Consider the following 22,027-nt stretch of genomic DNA (forward strand, 5'->3'; position numbering starts at 1 on the left):
TAAAATTGTATTTAAGCGTACTAAATCAATAAAATTAAGACTACAACAATACTAATATAATTGCAATCAACTCCGAACTTTAAAAATTATATACAAAATATAAATATTTTAATTAAAATAATCTAAAAAATAAATTTTCAAAAATATAATTTTTATAAAAATAGATAAAATAATCAATATGAAATCATATAATGGATTTTGAACTGAACAAAATCCAGAAGGACATTCAAAAAGCGATCAGGGTTATCGTTAAAGGAGAATTCGATAATGAGTTGGCCTACGAACTGGAAAAAAAGCACGAGTTTTCGCCTAAAATTTGGACGAAAGCCTGCCACCTGGGACTCATCGGTGTGCATTATCCCGAAGAGTATTCCGGCCAGGGTCTCGGTTCCCTTGAAGATATCCTGGTGGTCGAAGAGCTGTGCCGGGGGGATTCAACCATCGGCAGCGCCATCGCCCTGTCCTCTTTCTCCTCTGAAATCATCATGCATTACGGCACCGACGAACAGAAAAAGAAATACCTGCCGGCCGTGGCCGAAGAGGAGATGCTTTCCGCAGGTGCCTTCACCGAGCCGGACCACGGATCGGACATTACCTATATAAACACCACGGCCGTCAAAGACGGTGACGAGTGGGTGGTCAATGGGGGCAAAACCTTCATCAGCAACGGCGGACTGGCCGGTTTTTACAATGTATTGTGCCAGACCGATCCCGATGCAAAACCCGGTTGCCGCGGCCAGAGCCTGATCCTGGTCGAAACCGACCGTGAGGGCTTGTCCACTTCCGATGTCGGTCACAAGATGGGCATCCGGATGATGGCCACCGCCGAAGTGACCTTCAAAGACGTTCGGGTTCCCTTGAAAAATCTCATCGGCGAGGAGGGCAAGGGCTTCTATCACGTTCTGCATTTCTTCGACGAAAGCCGCATTCAGATTGCCGCCTAGGCCCTGGGAACGGCCCAGGGGGCCTACGACCGGGCCTTGGCCTACGTCAAGCAGCGCGAGCAGTTCGGCAAGAAAATCGCCCAGTTCCAGGTGACCCAGCACAAACTGGCCGATATGGTCACCAAGATCGAGCTGGCCCGCCTGATTACTTACAAGGCCGCCTGGAATTTCGACCAGGGCCGCATCGATCCCAAGCTGACCTCGATGGCCAAGATGAACGCAGCCCGCACGGCCGTAAAGGTCGCCGACGAGGCCATCCAGCTTCCGGGCGGCTATGGGTACATGACCGAATACGAAGTGGAGCGCTTTTATCGCGATGCCAAGATCACCGAGATTTAAGAGGGCACCAAAAAGATTCAAAAGAACGCCATTGCCAGTGCACTGATCCGCAAAATGAAAAAACAATAAGTGCCTCTCCTTAAATGGCAAATTTGTCCGATATCTGTGTTGCTCTCCAAATTCTATCTTCGGAATATCAACCATATTCCTGCGGTAATATTTTTCGTGTGTCTTGATCTATACCAAATTTACCTATTTCTGGAGCGCTACTATTGAAAATCCTGGAAGGCGCGCCTTTCTGCCTTTAGTTTCCCGGCATCTTTCGGGATACCCACAACTTGGTTTCGTTGATGCTGCGACCTGAGCATTACGACAGCTACCTCAGCATCTTTCCCGAGATGTTCGCCGGGTAATCACCGACCCGGGACGAACAGGGGAAAGCCACCCGCTCGGCGGCCGCCAACATCCAGGACCAGCCACAGGAGGACGCATGAACGACGACATCCAGATCTACCAGCCCAAGAACAATGTGAGAATCGTAACGGCAACTTCCCTTTTCGACGGGCATGATGCATCGATCAATATCTTCCGACGCATTCTGCAAAGTTCCGGCGCCGAAGTGATCCATCTGGGGCATAACCGTTCCGTCAAAGAGGTGGTCGATGCCGCCATCGAAGAGGACGCCCAGGGTATTGCCATCTCCAGCTACCAGGGCGGACATATGGAATTTTTTGCCTATATGGTGGATTTGCTCAAGGAGGGCGGCGCCGACCACATCAAGGTTTTCGGAGGCGGCGGGGGTGTCATCGTTCCGGAGGAGATCAAGGAACTGGAAGCCTACGGGGTGACCAAGATCTACTCGCCCGAGGACGGCGCCCGCATGGGACTGCAGGGCATCATCAACCATATGATCGAGTCGATGGACTACTCCCGGGCCGATCAGGCTTCCATGGACCTGACGGACCTGGCCCCGGACAACAAGCTGCGGGTGGCCAACATGATCACGGCCCTGGAGCAGGCCAAGGCCAAGGAAAACGGCCACCTGGCCAAATTCCGCCAGGAGCTTCAGTCCAAGATCGGCGACCGGATTGTGCCCGTTCTGGGCATCACCGGCACCGGCGGCGCCGGCAAGTCCTCTTTGACCGATGAACTGATATTGAGGATGCTGCACGACCTCAAGGATATCCGCATCGCCATCATCAGTGCCGATCCCTCGCGGCGCAAGACCGGCGGGGCCCTGCTGGGCGACCGCATCCGCATGAACGCCATCGGCAGCCCCCGGGTGTATATGCGGTCCATCGCCACCCGCAGATCCCATACGGAAATTCCCGAAGCCCTGGGCGAGGTGCTGGATGTGGTCAAAGCGGCCGGCTACGATCTGGTGATCGCCGAAACTGCAGGCATCGGGCAGGGGGATTCTCACATTATCGATCTGGTGGACGTCTCCATGTACGTCATGACCAGCGACTTCGGCGCTGCTTCCCAGTTGGAGAAGATCGACATGCTGGATTTCGCCGACCTGGTGGTGGTCAATAAATATGAGAAGCGCGGCGGCGAGGATGCCGTGCGCGATGTTCGCAAGCAGGTCCAGCGCAATCGAAATGCCTTCGATAAAATCCCGGACGATATGCCGGTTTTCGGGACCATCGCATCCAAGTTCAACGACGATGGGGTCACCGCCCTTTACCACGCCCTGCTGGATACCATCAAAGAGAAAAGCGGGGTCGGATTCGAATCCAGCCTGCCCCGCGTGGATACCAAGCAGTCCACCTCCAAGACCATTATCATTCCGCCGGAGCGCACCCGCTACCTGGCCGAGATTGCCGATACGATTCGGCAGTACCACCGTGAGACCAGCGAACAGGCCGATGCCATTCGGCGGGTCTGGCACCTGGAAGAGAGCGCCAATGCCTTGACCGAAGGCGAACTTCAAGGCGATGCGGCCGTTTTGCTGGACCGCCTTAAAAAGGAAATCGTCAAGGCCCGCGAGGAACTGGACGCCGAAACCGAGAAGCTGGTCAACGACTGGAAAGAGACCAAAGCGGCCTATGCCGGCGACGAACTGGTCTACACTGTTCGGGGCAAGGAAATTCGGGTGCCCCTGACCACCGAGTCGCTTTCCCGCCAGAAAATACCCAAAATTTCCCTGCCGCGTTTCGAGGACCCCGGCGAGATTTACACCTGGTTGAGAAGAGAGAATCTTCCGGGATACTTTCCTTACACCGCGGGCGTATTTCCCATGAAGCGGGTGGGCGAAGATCCCACGCGCATGTTTGCCGGCGAAGGGGACCCGGCGCGCACCAACCGCCGCTTCAAGATGCTTTCGGCCAACAGCGAGGCCAAGCGGCTTTCCACGGCGTTCGACTCGGTGACCCTATACGGCTACGATCCGGACCGGCGCCCCGACATCTACGGCAAGGTGGGCAACTCCGGGGTGAGCGTCTGCACCCTGGACGATGTCAAGGTGCTGTATGGCGGCTTCGAGTTGTGCGCGCCCAATACCTCGGTCTCCATGACCATCAACGGGCCGGCGCCCATCATGCTGGCCATGTTCCTCAACACGGCCATTGACCAGCAGGTGGAAAAATACGCTCAGGAGAACGGCCGGCAGCCGTCTGTGGAGGAATACGAAAAAATCAAGGCCATGGTGCTGGAGAATGTGCGCGGCACCGTTCAGGCCGACATTCTCAAGGAGGACCAGGGCCAGAACACCTGTATTTTTTCCATTGACTTCGCCCTGAAGATGATGGGGGATATCCAGGAGTACTTTATCGAAAAGAATGTGCGCAACTTCTACTCGGTCTCGATTTCCGGATACCATATTGCCGAGGCCGGGGCCAATCCCATCAGCCAGCTGGCTTTTACCCTGGCCAACGGCTTCACCTATCTGGAATATTACCTCTCCCGCGGCATGCCGCTGGACAGCTTTGCTCCCAACCTCTCCTTCTTTTTCTCCAACGGCATGGATCCCGAATATACGGTCATCGGCCGGGTGGCCCGCCGTATCTGGTCCATCGCCCTGCGAGAGAAGTACGGCGCATCGGTGCGCAGCCAGATGCTAAAGTACCATATCCAGACCTCCGGCCGCAGCCTGCACAGCCAGGATATCCAGTTCAACGATATCCGCACAACCCTGCAGGCCCTGTGCGCCATTTACGACAATGCCCAGAGCCTGCACACCAATGCCTTCGACGAGGCCATCACCACTCCTACGGAGGAGTCGGTGCGGCGCGCCCTGGCGATCCAACTGATTATCAACCGCGAGTGGGGGCTGGCCAAAAACGAAAATCCCTACCAGGGCAGCTTCATCGTCGACGATCTGACCGATCTGGTGGAAGAAGCCGTGCTCATGGAATACGACCGGATTACCGCCCGCGGCGGTGTGCTGGGCGCCATGGAAACCGGCTACCAGCGCAGCAAGATCCAAGAAGAGTCCATCTACTACGAAATACTCAAACATTCCGGAAAGTATCCCATCGTGGGCGTCAACACATTCCGCGATCCACACGCCGACGGTGACGACATGCTGGAAGGCATCTCCTGTATCGACCTGGCCCGGGCCACGACAGAGGAAAAGGAGTCCCAACTCACCCGTTTGAAAGACTTCCAGGCCCGCAACGCGGACAAGGCGCCCGAGGCATTGGAGCGGCTGCAGAAAGTGGCCCTGTCCGGCGACAACATCTTCGCCGAACTGATGGAGACCGTTAAAACGTGCAGCCTGGGGCAGATTACCGAGGCGCTGTATGATATGGGTGGGCAATATCGGAGGAATATTTAACGTAAAATTAAATCGTCTTTCACAGGGGTTATAACTATTCCCGGACGTTGAAATAACAGTATCGTTGAATAGTAATGCCATCACCTTTTTGTTTTATGAAAATGAGAGGTATTGGGTTAGACAGCAAAATGCATCAACTTCAGGCGTTCAAGCAAGGTCGATCAACTTGAAATATCAAAGAGAAGGTTTTGGAATAAACTCCCCGGCTCTTGATGAAAATAATGAGTTTAAGGTGTTCTGGTAATAATGAATTTAGACGTTGAACTAATTGCCCAACTACTAGGGATACTAGAACTTTAATTACACCCTACAGATACTTTTAAAAAACTATTATTTCATTCCACAATTATTTTTGCAATGGAATTTATTACCAGCCTTCTAATTCTTCTTCCCATAAGTATCGTTCAAGGGATAATGGGTGACGTATCTCCAGTCGGTTTTATCCTTGTTTCAGCGTCTTCATCCAGTGAATGGTTATCCAGGGATAATTGCTTTGACTATAAATTTATACATCAACGGGTGATAGGCACGGCGCCTGACGAATTAATTGTACCTTACATTTAATTTATTAATCTAAAAAAACTTAATTATAATGAATTTTCTTAGACAATCTTAACAATTCTCTGTTAAATCAAAAGGCCATGGGAATATTAGAGCGTAGAAGACGAGATAAAGATAGACGCCGTCAGCAAATTCTGATCGCGGCTAGGCGTGTATTTATTGAAAAGGGGTATGGGTGTACAACCATGGAATCTATTGCTAGGGAAGCAGAACTGAGCTCAGGAACCCTTTATTTATATTTTAAAAGCAAAGAGGAGCTGTACGCGTCATTGTCAGTGAGGATCCTTCAATACCTGTTGATTCGGATGGAGCACATCACCGAAGAGGGTAACAAATCTGCCGAGAAAAGATTGGAAAACCTGAAAGATGCCTTATTGGACACTTACGACTTCGATCCCCTGATGCTGATCAACATGTTCAAACTTCAGTCCAGCGAAACCCTACAGCATATCTCATATGAGCTATTAGCGGAGATCACGGATCTGGCCAGGAAAATCCTGGGTAAAATAACAGAAGTTTTAACGTATAGCCTGAATGAAGCAGCCTTTGCTGACTACACTCCAATCGCCTTGGCCGACATTCTTTGGGGGTTGTTTTCCGGGGTCATTTTGCGAGAAGAGATCAACAAGGTTATCAATGCTACCGAAGACCTTGTTTGTGACAGATTTGAACTGGCCTTTGACATTTTTATCAGAGGCCTTCAAACATCAAAAAGTTGATGCATTGAAGATAAACATTTTCGGCCCTGATGAAGTCGCACTTGGCGACCTATCCGTATAGATCTGTATTGGTACTTTATATGTTGGTTTGCAGACCTGTTAGGAAGGAAAAGAAAACATGATGTTGCGGGAAAAGCCATCCTGGCACCTCCTCCATCTCCCGCTCAGGACTGGACGCAATGCCATCTTATCTATCAACGACGAGATGGCGCGTCCAGTCCTCTATCCTTTCAACCGTCTTTGTTCACCTATGTATTTTATAGGAAAAGATTTTGCCAACTTAAAATAACTCAATAATTACGTTTAAAGAAATGCCCTTCCTAAATTTGTATCTGACAACGATTAAGCGGACTTGGAGATGACCAAGGAAACAACGGAACTTCTGGAAATGAAGGTGAAGGAACTGGAAGCTGAGATAGAGAAAATCAATACAGCTTTAGACGTTTTGCTGGAACGTAGAAATAAGGAAAAAGCGGATATCTACAAAATGATATCCGGTGAAATCCAAAAAAATGTACTTCCTTTCCTATACCGGATGACAACCGAACCACTGAGTTCAGCTTCCCAAACCGTTATTTGGACCGCCCCGTAAAAGGTTATGGCACCATTCCCGAGGGAGAATATACGGTCCTGACCGTGATGGACACCGGCCCGGGAATGAACCGGGAAACGCTCGATCGGATTTTCGAACCGTTTTATACAAAAAAGGTTATGGGCCGCAGCGGCACCGGCCTTGGCCTGACCTTGGTATGGAATGTCATCCAGGACCACGGCGCCTATATCAACATAATCAGCAATGACCAGGGTACATGCTTTGAAATCTATTGCCATACCACCCGTGAGATGCCTGCAGACAAGGCAAATTCACTACAAATTAACAGCCTTTATGGGCAAGGCGAACGCGTCCTTGTTGTGGACGATGTCAGAAGCCAGCGGGAAATCGCCTGTCAAATTTTGGAGAAATTGGGTTATTCACCTGATTGCGTATCGTCCGGAGAAGCGGCAGTGGAATATGTCAGAAAACATGGCGGCGTCGATCTGCTGCTTCTCGATATGATCATGGACCCGGGAATAAACGGCCGAGAAACCTATGACCGGATAAAAGAAATTTATCCGGATCAAAAAGCGATCATTTTGAGCGGCTTTGCCGAAACCGATGAGGTCAAAAAGGCTCTCGAAGCAGGCACCGCTAAATATATAAAAAAGCCCGCTGCTATGAAAGAGTTGGGGCAAGCCATAAAGGAGGTGTTGCGTTGAACGAATTGATAGGCCTTTAGACCATTTTGAGATGTATCCTGATCCGCGATAAACTGCTTTTATTCGATTCGGATATCGTCCTTTCCTTTGCGATGGGTCTTTCTGTCAAGTCGAGTGGCAAAAATTATCGGAATCTCAAAATTGACCGCTATCGATTTCAACAGTGAGGTAAATTCCACCGGAATCTAACCGAGATCGTTCCTCTTATCAGGATTTTTTCTTGATTTTTATTCTGGTATGCCAATGATAGGAAGAGTCCATGCACCTATTTTTTTTACCTCAGGAAAGGAATCCATTGATGCCAGCGAAAAAAAAAGTTGACTGTGCCAAACTGATTAAAATGGTCAAGAGCGGAACACCCCAGTCCGAAATTATGAAAGCGTTTAAATTCAACACAGCGATCCAGTTTAAGACCCACTATCTCAGCGCATTGATAGAAACCGGTACTATTCCGGAAGTCAAGACAGGTCATGCCATTTCGAAATCAACACCTGCAAAAGAATCCGTCGTCAACAAACGTGGTAGCTTGATCATTTCAAAGGAGTTAGTCGAAGAGATGGGGTTTGCTGAAGGAACTACCTTTACTGTCAGAAAGACCAAGGCGGGCATATCGCTTAAAAAAATTGCCTGATTATTCCGTTTGATATTTGATTCGATGACATCGAAAAAGACGGACCGCCATCTGTCTGCTTTTTTGATAAAAAATAGTGTTGATTCAGTATATTCAACTTGTCGTTCCTGCTATCGTTATGGTAAAAAATACACAATGCGGGAAGGACCAATTGGCATCTTTAATCATTCCCGCTGGGGATCGGGCGGACCTCCTTACCAAATTGCAACAAGCTACCCTAAACTCCCACGCCCGATCCCCTTTATTTTAATATCCGCATAACCGGAGTCCGATATTTATGACGCTGACCAAGCAATCAATCGTAGAACAAGTCCAGGAGAAAGTGGGATTTCCTAAAACCCGATCGATCGAAGTTGTCGAAACGCTGATAGAGATTGTCAAATCTTCTCTTGGTTCCGGTGACGATATATTGATCTCCGGGTTCGGAAAATTTTGCGTCAAGGATAAAAAGGCACGTAAGGGGAGAAATCCGGCTACGGGTGAAGATGTCATCCTGCCGGCAAGGCGTGTGGTGACGTTCAAGTGTTCGGGTCGGTTGAAGCAAAAGGTGAACGTGAAATGATCCCCAAACCGAATCGGCATCAACATTCACGCCGCACTTCGTTCATCATCGCAAAATACTCGGTCAAGGAAGGAACTTTCCGGGATGTCATTAAGAACATCGGTGCGGGTGGATTGTTTATAGGGACATCGAGAAAGATTGCCGAAGGACAAACCATTTCGCTCGAATTTCCGCTGTTCCAATTTGACAAGATAATTCAGGTATCCGGGAAAGTGGTACGCCATGAACATAACGGATTTGCGGTTGACTTCGATGAGCCTATCGATGATTTAATCAGCGGGAAGGGGCAGTTCCCGGAGATTGTCCATGAGGCTGATCGGTAAAATTATTTACAATGCCACAGGGACCAAACATGTACGGCAGGTTCGTTGGTTTTTACTCCTGAAGGCATTGGTCGACCACTTTCCAGAAGCCACGGAAAACTTTAAGGTAAAATCAACGAATTTATCGACATAACATCCTCAATAGGTTTATTCTATCCGGGATCTACACAATGATCGGCCCGTTTTTCAATTTGACCCACAATCAGGAGTGCAGAACGTATGAACAAGCTTGAGCTGATCCAGGCACTAAGAGACGCCACCTACCTGTCTAAAACACAAGCCGCCACCGTTGTGGACATCTTTTTCAATGGGATGGCCGATACGCTAGCCAAAGGGGACCGTGTTGAAATCAGGGGATTGTGCTCGTTCTCTGTCAAGGAATACGATGGATATACCGGGCGCAATCCGAAAACGGGTGAAAAGGTCAAAATCAAACCAAAGAAACTGCCCTTTTTTAAAGCGGGGAAGGAGTTGAAGGAGCGGGTGGATCGTTAAGATAGAAATCAACTCGTTTGCGATCAAGAAGGCATCGTCGAATAATGTTCTTGGCAGACAATGAAGCCAAGATCGCCCCCATCGAAAGCAGGCATTTAACACTATAAAACTAAAGTATCCGCTTAATGGCCAGATCCTTAGAAATCCTGATCGTCGATGACGAACCTCGGATGTGTACTAGTCTGGAGGCACTGCTTCAAAGCAAGAACTATCAGGTCTCTTCGGTGAACTGTGGCAAAGACGCCCTGGTTTCTTTAAAAACAACACGATTCGCCCTGGTCCTTCTGGACGTTCATTTGCCGGATATGCCGGGGCACGAAATCCTGAGCCACATCAAGATTCAAAGACCTGATACTCCGGTCATTTTCATTACCGGGGATACCGATCTCGATTCGGCCCTGTCGGCGTTGCAAAACGGCGCTTATGATTATATCCGTAAACCCTTCGAACCCGATAAACTCATCAAGACTGTTGAGAATGCGCTGGCTCAAGGGGCACTGCTCAGAGAAAAAGAGACCATCGACAAACAGCTGAAACTGTCTGAAGAAAGATATCGCTACCTGGTCCAGAACATCCCCGACATCATCTACACCTTGGACGCCGATGGGAATTTCACCTTCCTGAGCGAGGCCGTGGAACACCTGCTGGAAACGAAAGTCGACGATCTGATCGGTAAGCACTATTCTACGATTGTGTCCGAGGCGGATCGAGAGAAAGCCAATTGGTTCTTCAACGAAAGAAGATCGGGTAAACGCATCTCTTCGGGGCTTGAATTACGCCTGAAGGTTGCCGGAAAAACGCCGAGCACATCGCAGAAAGACCGGTTCGTGACTGTTGAACTCAAATCCGTGGGGATCTACGAAGCGGTCCCACCCGATGGCAAGAAACAGCTCGTCGGCACCCACGGGGTTATCCGCGACATCCACGAAAGGAAGCAACTGCAGACCCAGCTTCACAGTGCCCAGCGCATGGAAGCCCTCGGCACACTCGCAGGGGGTATCGCCCACGACTTTAACAATCTGCTGATGGGTATCCAGGGCCGTTCCGCACTGATGGCCATGGATCTGGACGACGACCATCCCCATGGGGAACATCTGAGCGCCATTGACGACTATATCCGCAGCGCCAAGGAGTTGACCAACCAGTTGCTGGGCTTTGCCCGGGGCGGCAAGTACGAGGTCAAACCGATCGACATCAACGAATTGGTTCATTCGACGGCAACCATGTTTGGCCGGACAAGAAAAGAAATCAGCATTCACATAAAAACTCATGACGAAGCTATCGTATTGGAAGCGGACCATCGACAGATCGAGCAGGTGTTGATCAATCTGTTCATGAACGCCTGGCAGGCGATGCCCGATGGCGGAGAGCTGTATCTGGGAACCGAAATCGCCATACCGAATGATGAATTTTGCATGGCGTATAAAATGGAACCGGGAAGCTATGCCCGTGTGTCTGTCACCGATACCGGTATCGGTATGGATACGAAGATCCAGGCGCGGATTTTTGACCCGTTTTTTACGACCAAAGAAAAAAACCGGGGGACTGGTCTTGGGTTGGCTTCAGTCTACGGAATTATCAAGAATCACGGAGGGGTAATCACTGTCTCCAGCGAAAAAGGTCAAGGCTCAACATTTAATATCTACCTGCCGGTGTCTGAAAAATCAGCGGATCGGGATATTCCGTTAAATGGAGAAATCGCAAAGGGGTCTGAAACGATACTACTGGTTGACGATGAAGACATGATTTTAGACGTCGGCCAGGCCATGCTGCAAAAACTGGGCTATCGTGTCATTGTGGCTAACAGTGGCAATGAAGCTGTTGAAATCGTTCAACGGATGGGCACAAAGATAAATCTGGTACTCTTGGATATGGTTATGCCAGTCATGGGGGGTGGCGAGGTGTATGATCGTATCCAGCAGATTTGTCCGCAGATGCGGGTAATCCTTTCCAGTGGGTATACCATCGATGGTCAGGCACAACTGATCATGCAGCGTGGCTGCAACGGCTTTATTCAAAAACCGTTTAATTTGTCGGAGCTATCTCAAAAAATCCGTCAACAATTAAATGGTCGCGAAGGATCGGGATAATTCCAGGCGTCATCGCGATCTATTGACGGTTTTTTCCCAAAGTCTTTTCAGCGTTTTTCGAAGCCATTGACGGAGCTTATCCACGATCTCCTAAACCATCTGCGTTTTACAATCAGTTAACTTTATCGACACTCGACGCGATATGACGTCGGAAACAAGTGTTGAAATAGTCTGTATTTTAAAACGGATCTAACAAGATGCCATCAAGGTATGCACCTTGCAGTCGAAAACAAAAGGATGGTTAACCCTTGTCCATCCATTCGATAGATAGACCGATATCGTGCCAATTTCGGATTCGTACGAGGTAGCCGCCAATGCTTGCTCCTCGATTTTAATGCCGATGCTTCGTGTTCGGTAAGAATAGCGCCCCGGTAAATTGGCCCTTCAATGAGGCATTGATCAAACCGATCACATGAGATGCGCCATGCGAGAAATCACACGCAACTTCGGATTGGTGACTACATTCCGCATCCTGGTCGATCAGGATCGCCGACACCTGGCGGCCATGTTGAACCAACATGCCAGAATGAACCCACCCGTTTTGATCGTCCCGCTGTTGGCCAGCGAGTATACCCTGCCGGAAAACCAGCCGGTTTTTAATAACATTTTATCACACCTGTCCCGAGCAGAATATCTGGATCACATTATTTTTGGTCTGGATCAGGCCTGCGCATCCGAGATGCAACTGCTCAGGGACCTGATCGCAAGGCATCGCATCAACAAGGCCATAATCCAGTGGAATGACGGCCCGGTGTTCGGCAATATTTACCGGATGCTCAGCGACGCGGGCATGGTGCCTGCAGAGTCGGGCAAGGGTAAAAATATTTTCCTGGGAATCGGCATCGCCCTGGCGTTGCAGGCCAAGGCGGTCGGGATTCTGGATGCGGATATCCGCTCTTTCGATTGTATCCAGCTGGATCGCCTCCTGTACCCGGTGGTGGTGCACAATTATGATTTTTCTAAAGCCTTTTACACCCGCATTTCCAACCGACGGCTGTACGGACGCGTCAAGCGGCTCCTCATGGACCCGCTCCTGCTTGCGCTCAAGACGAAATTTATCGAGTCCAAGGACAAAAAAATGTTGGGTTTGATCGATTTTCTTTTGCAATTCGATTACCAGCTCTCCGGTGAAGTGGCGTTCCGCTCGGATCTGTTGAAAAAAATGCGTTTTGCCACCAACTGGGGCGCGGAGATCTTCACCTTGATCGAAGTTTACCGCAAAGCGTCGAGCGCCGCCCAGGTCGATTTTTCCATCGAACCATTCGATCACAAACATCAGACCGTCTCCGAAGACGACCTGTCCAAGGGCCTCACGCGCATGGCAGTCGATATCGTCACGACGTTGATGAATGCCCTGGTGCAGGGTGAAGGGCTCGATCTGAGCGAGGCTTTCTTCAGGGATCTGCTGACCATCTACATGGGGGTTACCGACAAGTTGACCAAGATGTACTCGGATGAATCCATGTTCAACGATCTCGATTATGATTGGGACGATGAGGAATACCTGGCACGGAATGTATTTGGCGCCTGCATCCTGCACGCCGGTGATATTCTGACGGCCCAGACAACCGATACCGACCGGCTGTTGCGCCTGGCGAACAGCTACCCCCAGTTTAAGCCATGTCTGGAGGCCGGGTTGGCCAAGGCGATTCTATCCGTCGAATTGGAGCTAAAGAGAAGCGTTTTCGAAACACCCCATACAGCTTCATGGGAACGCGTGTGTCACAAGATGCCAGAAATCAATGATGTCCTCATTGAGGCGATCCGGGTTTAATATCCGCCCCTTTCAGCTGTATTCTCTTCTGGTGTGCCACGAGCACACTTTAAATAGAATGTGTGTAACTGTAAAGAAGATGAGGCAGGCACCTCGGAGCAGGTTTCAAACCTCCTTAAGCTGCGCTGGTGAAAAGCCAGGGGGGGTGAGTATTAAAGAAAAGGTCCCGTTTGATGGGATCAGGTGTGAATCAAGGAGATGAGCGCAAGCGAACCATTGCTGAGGTGTCGTAAAAATATGGATGGCGTCAAAACTGGGGTGATAGATGCCAGGGTAAGTATAGATGGCAACTGTTTACTGTCTATGCGTCGTCCGGCATAAAGATGGCATGAACTGGATTCGGGCTTTTGTACGGGAACGCAGAAACCTGTCGTCCCGATGGCAAGGGAGAAACGCAAGTGGTTGCTCCATGAGCGTGAGAGTATAGATGCAGGGCACAAGGGCGGAACGACCCGTAGTAGTGATGAAGTCTGTGTAATACAGATGGAGCGAAGGGGTTGTACTGTCTGCTTTAGTGGTGTGGCCAACCGGAGATGGAAGAAGTTGGTGACTAAGACAAAGTTGTTTTGTATTTCCAATCATATGGTGCGGCAGGGGCGATGGGCAGTCGATTGAGATCAAATGCCGCGGTCGCATATGTACCGTTCATCGTCATATAAGCACTTGGCTTTGAACCGCTGGTATTCTTCCGGGGAAAGCCATTGTTTTCGCAATTCGTCGATTCCGGGAAGAATCCTGGACAATTCGTACTTGAACTCAGAAAGAAGCTTGCCAAGCGATACGTGGATAATCATTTCTTTGGCGAGCAGTTCCCGTTGACTATAGCGATTATTTTCGGTGATGTCATGGATCGCCACCAACTGCTCGTAAATATCCTTCAGACTGCCGGCTGCATCGGTCAGGTCCCCGGCTTTATCCTGGCTGATCTCTAACATTTTATTTCCTTAACATTTTGATTACAGTCGGATATGCCCTATCCATTTCAAATCAGGACAGGAGGCTGACCTTCGAACCTTCGACATGAAACCGTAAAATCCGTCGATCCATTTTTTCCGAATTCAACCCGCTTGTCATCAAACAGTAGATGGGATCGATGATCAAAGTTCGCACATCCTCGGGCGTATTGATAGCCGTCAACGGTACCACATAAGCGCATTCCGTATCTTCCCATGACCGTTTTAAGGAACGATCCTCATCTTCGTCATAGCGCTGCCATAGGCATTCTTGCTCCAGTTCGAAGCCTTCACCAACCGCGCTGTGGAGCAAAAATTCATTAAGCTTCCACTCACCGGATGAAAAAAGAACATAAAGCAGTGCCCGAGGGCCGACGATTTCAGCCTCCCCGGTATCGAACAGCTTAATTTGTATGGCCAAACAGGCGCCGGGGTTCCTGGCACCCCTTTTATAGATACCGTAATTCTGGATCAAATCGTGATATACCCAGTCGCTGGTATTATCCGCATCGTCATCCAGGAATTCGACCTTGCGAATCCCTTCAATCGATTCCAGCTTCTGTTTCAACAGGGCGGACATTTTTTCCAGCATCGCATCGATTTCTTCGCCGGCCTTGTAGATTACCGTTGCCGCATTGAACAGGTTCTCTCCATTCATTTTTTTTCCTTTCAGAACGAATCATTCAAGTCATCCAAAAAATCGCATCCTGAGCAAAAATCCTTTGATCGAATAAAAACCAGGGCGGAGGTCTCCAGAATATCTCTTTTTCAATATCGACGAACACGGATTCCCCTGCCAGCCATTCGAAACCGGTAAAGACGGTCTGTCCCCGCCGACGTAAAAACGCGATCACCCCATCGGCCCATAAATTCATGGCCGATCCGAAATTCGGCAGATGGTAAAGCAGGACCTCGATCAGGCTGCGCCATCCGATGCAGATCAAACGGTCACTCCAGGATTTATCCGGAAAACCAGTCAATGATGCGTCTATTTCCCGGCTACCAAGCCCGGTATCCTTGACAAGATAGACATGGAATGCGCTTTTTTTTTCGTCATCCGGCAGGGCCACCCATTGATTGACCAATTCATGCATGCCGGATATGGGGGAATTCCATTTTATCTCGAACAATACGGTCAACGTCGTTTCCCCGTTATAAACAAACCGGGCAACAATATCGGGTTCGGTGCGGCCTTCGTTTCTCAGGTTCGGCCAGAAAGAGAGCTTAACATCGGTCGGTGCTGCGGTGGGCCACGTTTCGGTATCGAAGGGCAACCAGGCACGAAACAAAGCCCACACCTCCCTAACGGACATATACAACAAGGGACCGAAAATGCAGGAGGTGACCTCATCTTCACGTAGATCGAAGGTCCGATCCTTCCGATGCCTGGCGGCAAATAACATATCCCCTCCAAAGTAAAAATTTAAAGTGACGGACTAAAAATTTAGCCAGATTTCAATCCATCACTCTAAAAGTACGTCTACTGGCATGAAAAATCAACCGTTATTCAATCTTTCGGATTGTTCAGATATTTCCCCGCTTTTGAGATCATCGGCAAAAAGAGGGGGAAATCCTTGTGGAAATAAAACAATTACTTGGGGCAAGAATTAAGGAAATAAGGAAAAAGAGGCATCTTACCCAGGAACAGCTGGCAGAGAAAGTGGGGATCAATCCGAAATACGTGAGCAGCATTGAGCGGGGAAAGGAAAACCCGACCCTTGATACCTTCATCAAAATTGCCGAATCATTGGAGGTGGGCATTGGGGATCTGTTTAACCGACTAGAACCGGAGAACCCTAAAAGAAGAATAAAAGATATCGTCTCCATGCTCGAACAGGCGCCTGCCGAACAACAAAAGCTGGCATTGAAAGTCCTTTCGGCCCTTTTCATCTAACGGCTTGTATTTTAGGGCTTAATCATGGGTTTTAAGGGAATTGTGTACCAAAGCACGTAAAATCGCCTGAGAACCCCTGTTTGGCAGGGATTTTAGCATGATTTTGCGGTATAACATACTGTGGTCATAGGATATATTGAACATTTTGTGTCATATCCACGTAACCAACTAAGATCATTAAAAAAAGTTAACACAAAGTTCAAATCTCGAAATTTTAATCCATAGATGGATGCCTTTATCACAAACTGGAAAATTAATCTTCGATGCAGGCTAGAAATACACTGCAGATGTATTATTGATACCCACGTTTGCTGAAAATAACGGCATCAATCCAAAATTGTAAGTCGCGCAAGGCCTAATCAGGTTAATTACAGTCCGTTTTTTATATCATATCTTTCTATCAATTAGGTTGAGTCCCAAGCCGTTTCCGCTATTTCCATCTTTGATAATATGAACTTTTACTCCTGTGGATTTCAATTTCCTGAGAAATATGAGAAACTTTTTAGAACAGTCAGATAGAAAACCATTAACTCTATATCCCCCTATGGTAGATAGATTTAAGAATGGCACTTTTCATAGGGGGAGATTACATCACCAAGCTATTAATTTCCAGAATAGGTATCGACTGCCGTTTTATTAGCGAAATAAGCCCAGAAAGGGCCATAAATCGAACATACTCACTGTCTCTTCCATAGTGAAAAATGACCTTAATTGCCACATTTCATAGTAAAATCTACCATTCCATACCAGATATTTAACAAACTCCCAGGACTTCCGTCCCTTGCCCATAGGGGAGATCCCGATGAACTGGTGAGAATGTAGATCTTTATAATGTCGGCAAAGGGAAGGTCATAATGATATCGATTTGCCAAGCTGGTTGAGACGGGAGCGTACGAAAATCTTGGCTTGGATGGATTCTTCTTCGGCTCATGCTTGGCCTTGTTTATCAGTCCATTCTCGGACTGCGTTTTGTGTACAGTCGTTGGATTTGTGGGGACCAGAAAAAATCGTTTGAGGACATCGCCAGTCCGTAGCGGGCCGTATTCCGGGTTCGCCTTTTTTCCGCCACCATTCACTCCCGGATTTCGGGGATTGCTCTGATATTTCCCCTATAGCGAGGCTTGCCCGAAGCCTATTTAAAACAATAACCTGGTTATAGGCAGTTGTTTTAAACCTCTGCCATTTAAGGATCTAAAACACCTTATCCTCCCAAAGCTTTTAAATTAGAGGGTTCCCAATGGACTATTTGGGTTCCGTTACAAACCCTTTAAAATCAGGGCTTCACAAGGATTCTAAAAACTGGAAAATAGATTGTCGATTTTTTTTGTTAAAGCTCATCATTTTTTCCATGTAAAATCAAATAGATAAAATTTTTTTTGAATAGCTGTTAGCTTTTCATTTTTAAATCATACTATTTGGCAGGATGAAAAAAGCCAACCTGCTGGATAAAATGGTCGGCCCTAATTTTGTCCTATTTAAACTCACACCAATTATAGGGAGGCAATAGCCATGAGTAAGAGAAGAAAGAAAGATTCAAAAGAAACGAAAAAGCTGAAGTTCGAAATTCATGACGACTTCGATGCAGAGGTTAATGAGGGGGTGGCTTCCTCGCAGCTCGAAATTTTTCGAATCAGTCAAGATGAGAAACCCGGAGTTATTTTTACTCGTCAACACCAGATTGTGCAGGTGCATTACTGCCGCGAACCTGAGATAAAGGGTTATGTCATTTGCAACATCGAAGAGGGCTCTGAAGATTGTGTGCTCTGCCAAATAGGGAGGCAGCGACAAAAAAAATTGCTGTTCCCGATTGTATCGTTAGAAACCGAAGATATCGAAGTTCTGTCCGTGTCAAATTCTTTGAGGCCCAACGCACTTCTACCTCAAATTCAAAATGTTCTGGAGTCGGAAAAAAAGTGCGCTACGTTTTTCTCTCATGAGGATTATAAGTACACGTTATCTACCCAAAGCCTGAAAAAAGATCACCGGCGTAGGGTAGTGTCAGTGATAAAGTCATTTGATAAGGCTTGGAAGGCTGGGGAAGTAGACCTCTCTTCCGTTTACCAGAGAATCAGCAACCTGGCTTTGGCTAATTGCACTGAGATTAAGAAGATGCTCGACTTGAAGGGGATCGACCCTTTTAGTGACGATGACTAAGTGGCGGGGCTCGACGTTTAAAATTGATAGACCGGGCAAACTTAGGCGTTTCCGAAACGATTGGTCTGGTAAAAGAATACTCAAGCTTTTGAAAGAGCATAAGGGCAGACTGGCTATTAATTGGGAGATAGGTGTCGGTAAGAGCCACAATATCGATGATGTCATCGAGGCAGCGGTTAACGGTGATTTTTATGATCTGGTTGTGTGTCTTGAACCGACCCGGCTGCTGATCGATGAGCGTAGATGGATAAAGAATCCGCCGCCCGGAATAAAAATTGTAAATCTGAAGCCAAGACCTAAGGAAAAATGCGGACCGCAATTAGATCAGGAGTGGTCAAAGTTCGAGCAAAAGGGTCTCGGACTGTTGGGGCGAGAAGAAATTTGCGGTCTTTGTAAAAGGAAAAAATGTTTTTGGCCCCAGCAATATGGAAAAGCGCTTAAACACACTCGGGCGGTTTTTGCCACACAGGCCCATTTGGAGCGTTCACCGTTCTTTATCGAGCAGCTTAAAAAATGGACTGAGGCGGAGACGGTTCTGCTTTTGTTGGACGAGGCCGGTTTTATCTGTAAACCATTGCGCCGGAAGATTTCGTTTCAAGATATTGAACAATTCCATAACGCATTGAGAATATATGCTCAAAAGGCGAAGAAATCGAAAAAGATTAAACGTTGGTTGTACCTACTGAAGGTACTATTGAAGGCAATAACCCGGGATCTGCAATCTGCCCAATGGACATTTTTTCCTTTATCGCCGGGGCAGTCCATCAAGCTGCAGAAAATCGGTCACAAGTTGTATGGTGATGGGTTTAATTTTATCGCTTATCATCTTGTGCAGTTCGGAAAATCGATTGTTGATTCCAGGGAACGGCATAAAACGGGCGGCATATCCTATGCCATACAACCTTTTGTAGATTGCAATGTCATAATTTACAGCGGCACCGCAGAGCATGAGTTCTTAAAATTCAGGATCGGAAAAGATTTTGCGAACCCTTTTGAAAAGTACCAGTTCGTCCACCGAGGTACGGTCTGGTACAACATTGCTTCACGGCTGGGGACCCGTTCCTTTTTTACCCGTAATGCACTCCAGATTCTTGATTTCTATGCCCAACTGATAGGTGAGCGGATATCACAAGGGAAACGACCGCTATTAATTGCAAAGAAACTTTTTATTCAGATTTGTGTGGACGAACTTAACCGCCGCCTGAAAGATTTTGGGTACGGCCATATTAAAGTCGTCATTGCAGAAAAAGATACCGACCTGAGCAGTAAAAAAGTGGTGCCGATCATTAATTACGGAATGATTGGCATCAACAAATTCCAAGATTTTGACTGCGCATTTTGTCTGACCGGCTATTATGTCAATGAGCGGGTAGCCAATAGCATTCTCCAAGATATTGTGGCTTCCGATCGACACATACCGATCAAGATTAATACCGGTGGGATTCCGCGAAGAAGGACGGCAAAGATTATAAATCATAAGGATCGGTTTTATGATGTCGCAAAACTGGCGCAGATGGCACTGTCTCAGCAAGAGATGGATGTGGTTTTACAGGCCGTCGGCAGGGTTAGACCATATACAAAACCGAGGGAAATAATCACCTTTCAATGCAGTAGCCACCCCCGTATGGATTATAGCCGAGAGTTTGACAACATCGGGGAGGCACGGTCGTATTTTTCGATACCGAGCCGCAAAGCACATAAAACGGCTACCACTAAAGAAAAGATCGAAAAAGCAAGAGGAGAGGGGTTCAACCAGGCGCAGATCGCTAAAAAATTGGGATTAAACATCCGTACGGTTAAGAGATATTGGAGCTAAAGGTGGCATAACCCCTTTATAATATAATATATAGGGGTCGTGTCACCCTGGAGATAGGGGGCATGAAGGTGCTAAATTGCTGGGAAGAGGAAATAGATAGGATTTCCGGCAAAAAATCGGATGAAATGGGTGAAATCAACACAAAAATTCAGCCGTCCTTAGGGAATTATTCGCGGAAGAGGGCTATTTATGTTTCTTCCGCTTCTGGGGCTGAGGATTTACTTCGGGAGGCCAATATGCTTCAGCTTTCGCATGTCGGCCTGAATACCATTTTTTCGTTTGACGGCCACATCCTTGCCGGTGATGTCATAGTACCCGATATCCAAACCATTCGCCCCTATCTATTGGCAGTAGCCCTGGTGGAACACTCTAAGAACAGCGGCAAGCCCGGTAGGTTTCACAATTATGTCATCAATTTAAGGGTCAAAAGCCTTCATAGAATTGTTCAGCGTCTTTTCCGGCTTCCCGTTTGTTTCGTTGGGTACGATCTAAGGCACACTTTTTTTTGTCTCTGGCAGTTGAATATCACCGGGCCTGAAATGATCTGGGATGTGTTGATCCATGAAAAAACGATGCATCTCGGCCTTTATCATAGTCCAGCAAAATCCAGTAGCCACTGTAACGATATTTTCAACCAGATAAAGGAGAAAGAGGATCGCAAACAGTTTGAGAAGTTTCAGATGGGGTGGCAGAGCATTTGCCAAAGGTATGGCGTTTCTTATTGGAATAAAGGCAATTCAAAAGCCGTTAAAGATTCTATATTTAACCATCCCCGATTGAAATCATATACCGCAAAGCAGCTAAATTATGCTGCTGACGACGCTATAGCAGCATCCAAGGTCTACCCTCACCAGATCAGCACTGCCGCCCAATCCGGTATTCTGCATCATCTTATAAATATTGAGATGCCATTTATTACGACTGTTGCAAGGATGGAATGGATCGGGGTCGGATTCGATCATGAAAGATCAAAAACTATCGTTGATACCTGCAGAACGGCGATCAAAAAGTTTGAAAAGAAGTTCACAGAGCATGGCATTGGCAATCCTTTGAGTCCTGAGGCAATTCAGCGATTCTTTCGAGGCGCTGGTATTCTCAATAAATTCGCTTCCCGCGGAACATATTCATTTGAAAAGGAACAATTAAGACAAAATATAGAGGCACATCCAGTCGTGCGAGACCTATTAGATTATAGACAGCTCTCCAATCTTTTGGGGTCTGCTTCAAAACTGGAAGATTTTGTTGCATTCGACGACCGGCTGCACGCCCAATATGATTCGGTTGGGTCCGTTTCCGGAAGGTTGACCACACGGAATCCCAATATCGTTGGATTAGATGGCCGTCTCAGACACCTTATTATACCAGAGTCTGGAAATGGAATCGGTGAGGTGGATTGGTGCCAATTTGAGGTGGGAATCACAGCGGCCGTGTATGGCGATGATAAGCTATTGAGCATGTTCAACAATGGTGACGTTTATACGCTGATGGCCAAAGAATTTTTCAGAGCCAGGATTTCAAATTCAGCGCGTAAACTAACCGACCAGACATTCAAGCAGCGGTACCCGCCCGGCTGCCATTCGTCCAGATCCCAATAGCCGTATCCCCAACGGTCTGTTTCCCACCGGATTTTGACCTGGGACCGGTCCCGCTTGACGGAAACGACCTCGCAAAATCGCGGCCGGCCGACAACCTCCTGCTCAAGCACGTTGAAATGCTTGTAGCCGTGGCGATATTCACCGTAGCTGTCCGGGTACCACAGGCTCCATACCCAATTGCCCTTTCGAACGGTTTTGTTCA

General features: G+C 47.9%; 19 protein-coding genes. 16 read left to right on the forward strand and 3 right to left on the reverse strand.

What is annotated here, in order from left to right; genetic code table 11:
• Window positions 1-191: 191 nt before the first annotated feature.
• The 12 genes from GN111_RS33810 (at window position 192) to GN111_RS02610 (ending at window position 13,413) form a co-directional block, all read left to right on the forward strand.
• Window positions 192-944, forward strand: coding sequence for an acyl-CoA dehydrogenase family protein (locus GN111_RS33810; protein WP_231715655.1), 753 nt, complete (start codon window positions 192-194; stop codon window positions 942-944).
• A 3-nt stretch (window positions 945-947) separates the two neighbouring features.
• Window positions 948-1,283: an acyl-CoA dehydrogenase family protein gene (locus GN111_RS33815; protein ID WP_269433843.1), complete on the forward strand. Its 336-nt coding sequence runs from the start codon at window positions 948-950 to the stop codon at window positions 1,281-1,283.
• Between the two features lie 430 nt (window positions 1,284-1,713).
• Window positions 1,714-5,001 carry a fused isobutyryl-CoA mutase/GTPase IcmF gene (gene icmF, locus GN111_RS02565; protein WP_155302243.1) on the forward strand — a complete coding sequence of 1,096 codons (3,288 nt, stop codon included), beginning with the start codon at window positions 1,714-1,716 and terminating at the stop codon, window positions 4,999-5,001.
• A 641-nt stretch (window positions 5,002-5,642) separates the two neighbouring features.
• The gene (locus GN111_RS02570; protein WP_155302244.1) at window positions 5,643-6,281 is read left to right on the forward strand and encodes a TetR/AcrR family transcriptional regulator; all 639 of its coding nucleotides are present in this window, start codon (window positions 5,643-5,645) and stop codon (window positions 6,279-6,281) included.
• Window positions 6,282-6,639: 358 nt separating this feature from the next.
• Window positions 6,640-6,873 carry a hypothetical protein gene (locus GN111_RS02575; protein ID WP_155302245.1) on the forward strand — a complete coding sequence of 78 codons (234 nt, stop codon included), beginning with the start codon at window positions 6,640-6,642 and terminating at the stop codon, window positions 6,871-6,873.
• Window positions 6,858-7,538, forward strand: coding sequence for a response regulator (locus tag GN111_RS02580; RefSeq protein WP_269433810.1), 681 nt, complete (start codon window positions 6,858-6,860; stop codon window positions 7,536-7,538). Before GN111_RS02575 ends, GN111_RS02580 begins: the two co-directional genes overlap by 16 nt.
• A 259-nt stretch (window positions 7,539-7,797) precedes the next feature.
• Window positions 7,798-8,169 (forward strand): hypothetical protein, encoded by a 372-nt coding sequence (locus GN111_RS02585; RefSeq protein ID WP_155302247.1) that lies wholly within the window; start codon window positions 7,798-7,800, stop codon window positions 8,167-8,169.
• Between the two features lie 277 nt (window positions 8,170-8,446).
• Entirely contained in the window at window positions 8,447-8,731 is a 285-nt protein-coding gene (locus GN111_RS02590) for an integration host factor subunit alpha (RefSeq protein ID WP_155302248.1), read from the forward strand.
• Window positions 8,728-9,054: a PilZ domain-containing protein gene (locus tag GN111_RS02595; protein ID WP_155302249.1), complete on the forward strand. Its 327-nt coding sequence runs from the start codon at window positions 8,728-8,730 to the stop codon at window positions 9,052-9,054. The genes GN111_RS02590 and GN111_RS02595 overlap by 4 nt, the downstream gene beginning before the upstream one ends.
• A gap of 219 nt (window positions 9,055-9,273) precedes the next feature.
• Complete coding sequence (locus GN111_RS02600) at window positions 9,274-9,549, forward strand: HU family DNA-binding protein (protein ID WP_155302250.1); 276 nt, start codon at window positions 9,274-9,276, stop codon at window positions 9,547-9,549.
• A 125-nt stretch (window positions 9,550-9,674) separates the two neighbouring features.
• Window positions 9,675-11,639: a hybrid sensor histidine kinase/response regulator gene (locus GN111_RS02605; RefSeq protein WP_155302251.1), complete on the forward strand. Its 1,965-nt coding sequence runs from the start codon at window positions 9,675-9,677 to the stop codon at window positions 11,637-11,639.
• A gap of 424 nt (window positions 11,640-12,063) precedes the next feature.
• Entirely contained in the window at window positions 12,064-13,413 is a 1,350-nt protein-coding gene (locus tag GN111_RS02610; RefSeq protein WP_197740485.1) for a glycosyltransferase family protein, read from the forward strand.
• Window positions 13,414-14,030: 617 nt separating this feature from the next.
• Here the strand turns inward: GN111_RS02610 and GN111_RS02615 are convergent.
• The 3 genes from GN111_RS02615 to GN111_RS02625 are packed head-to-tail and all read right to left on the reverse strand — an operon-like array spanning window position 14,031 to window position 15,769.
• Window positions 14,031-14,348: a hypothetical protein gene (locus GN111_RS02615; protein ID WP_155302252.1), complete on the reverse strand. Its 318-nt coding sequence runs from the start codon at window positions 14,346-14,348 to the stop codon at window positions 14,031-14,033.
• Window positions 14,349-14,400: 52 nt separating this feature from the next.
• Entirely contained in the window at window positions 14,401-15,024 is a 624-nt protein-coding gene (locus tag GN111_RS02620; RefSeq protein WP_155302253.1) for a hypothetical protein, read from the reverse strand.
• Window positions 15,025-15,049: 25 nt separating this feature from the next.
• Entirely contained in the window at window positions 15,050-15,769 is a 720-nt protein-coding gene (locus tag GN111_RS02625; protein ID WP_155302254.1) for a hypothetical protein, read from the reverse strand.
• 173 nt (window positions 15,770-15,942) lie between these two features.
• Between GN111_RS02625 and GN111_RS02630 the strand changes: the two genes are divergently transcribed.
• The 4 genes from GN111_RS02630 (at window position 15,943) to GN111_RS02645 (ending at window position 21,825) form a co-directional block, all read left to right on the forward strand.
• Entirely contained in the window at window positions 15,943-16,260 is a 318-nt protein-coding gene (locus GN111_RS02630; RefSeq protein ID WP_170302092.1) for a helix-turn-helix domain-containing protein, read from the forward strand.
• A gap of 1,509 nt (window positions 16,261-17,769) precedes the next feature.
• Entirely contained in the window at window positions 17,770-18,414 is a 645-nt protein-coding gene (locus tag GN111_RS02635) for a hypothetical protein (RefSeq protein ID WP_155302256.1), read from the forward strand.
• Entirely contained in the window at window positions 18,401-20,230 is a 1,830-nt protein-coding gene (locus GN111_RS02640; protein ID WP_155302257.1) for a hypothetical protein, read from the forward strand. Before GN111_RS02635 ends, GN111_RS02640 begins: the two co-directional genes overlap by 14 nt.
• A 62-nt stretch (window positions 20,231-20,292) precedes the next feature.
• Entirely contained in the window at window positions 20,293-21,825 is a 1,533-nt protein-coding gene (locus GN111_RS02645) for a DNA polymerase (protein WP_155302258.1), read from the forward strand.
• Window positions 21,826-22,027: the final 202 nt, after the last annotated feature.

Source organism: Desulfosarcina widdelii (genome assembly GCF_009688965.1).
GTDB lineage: Bacteria > Desulfobacterota > Desulfobacteria > Desulfobacterales > Desulfosarcinaceae > Desulfosarcina > Desulfosarcina widdelii.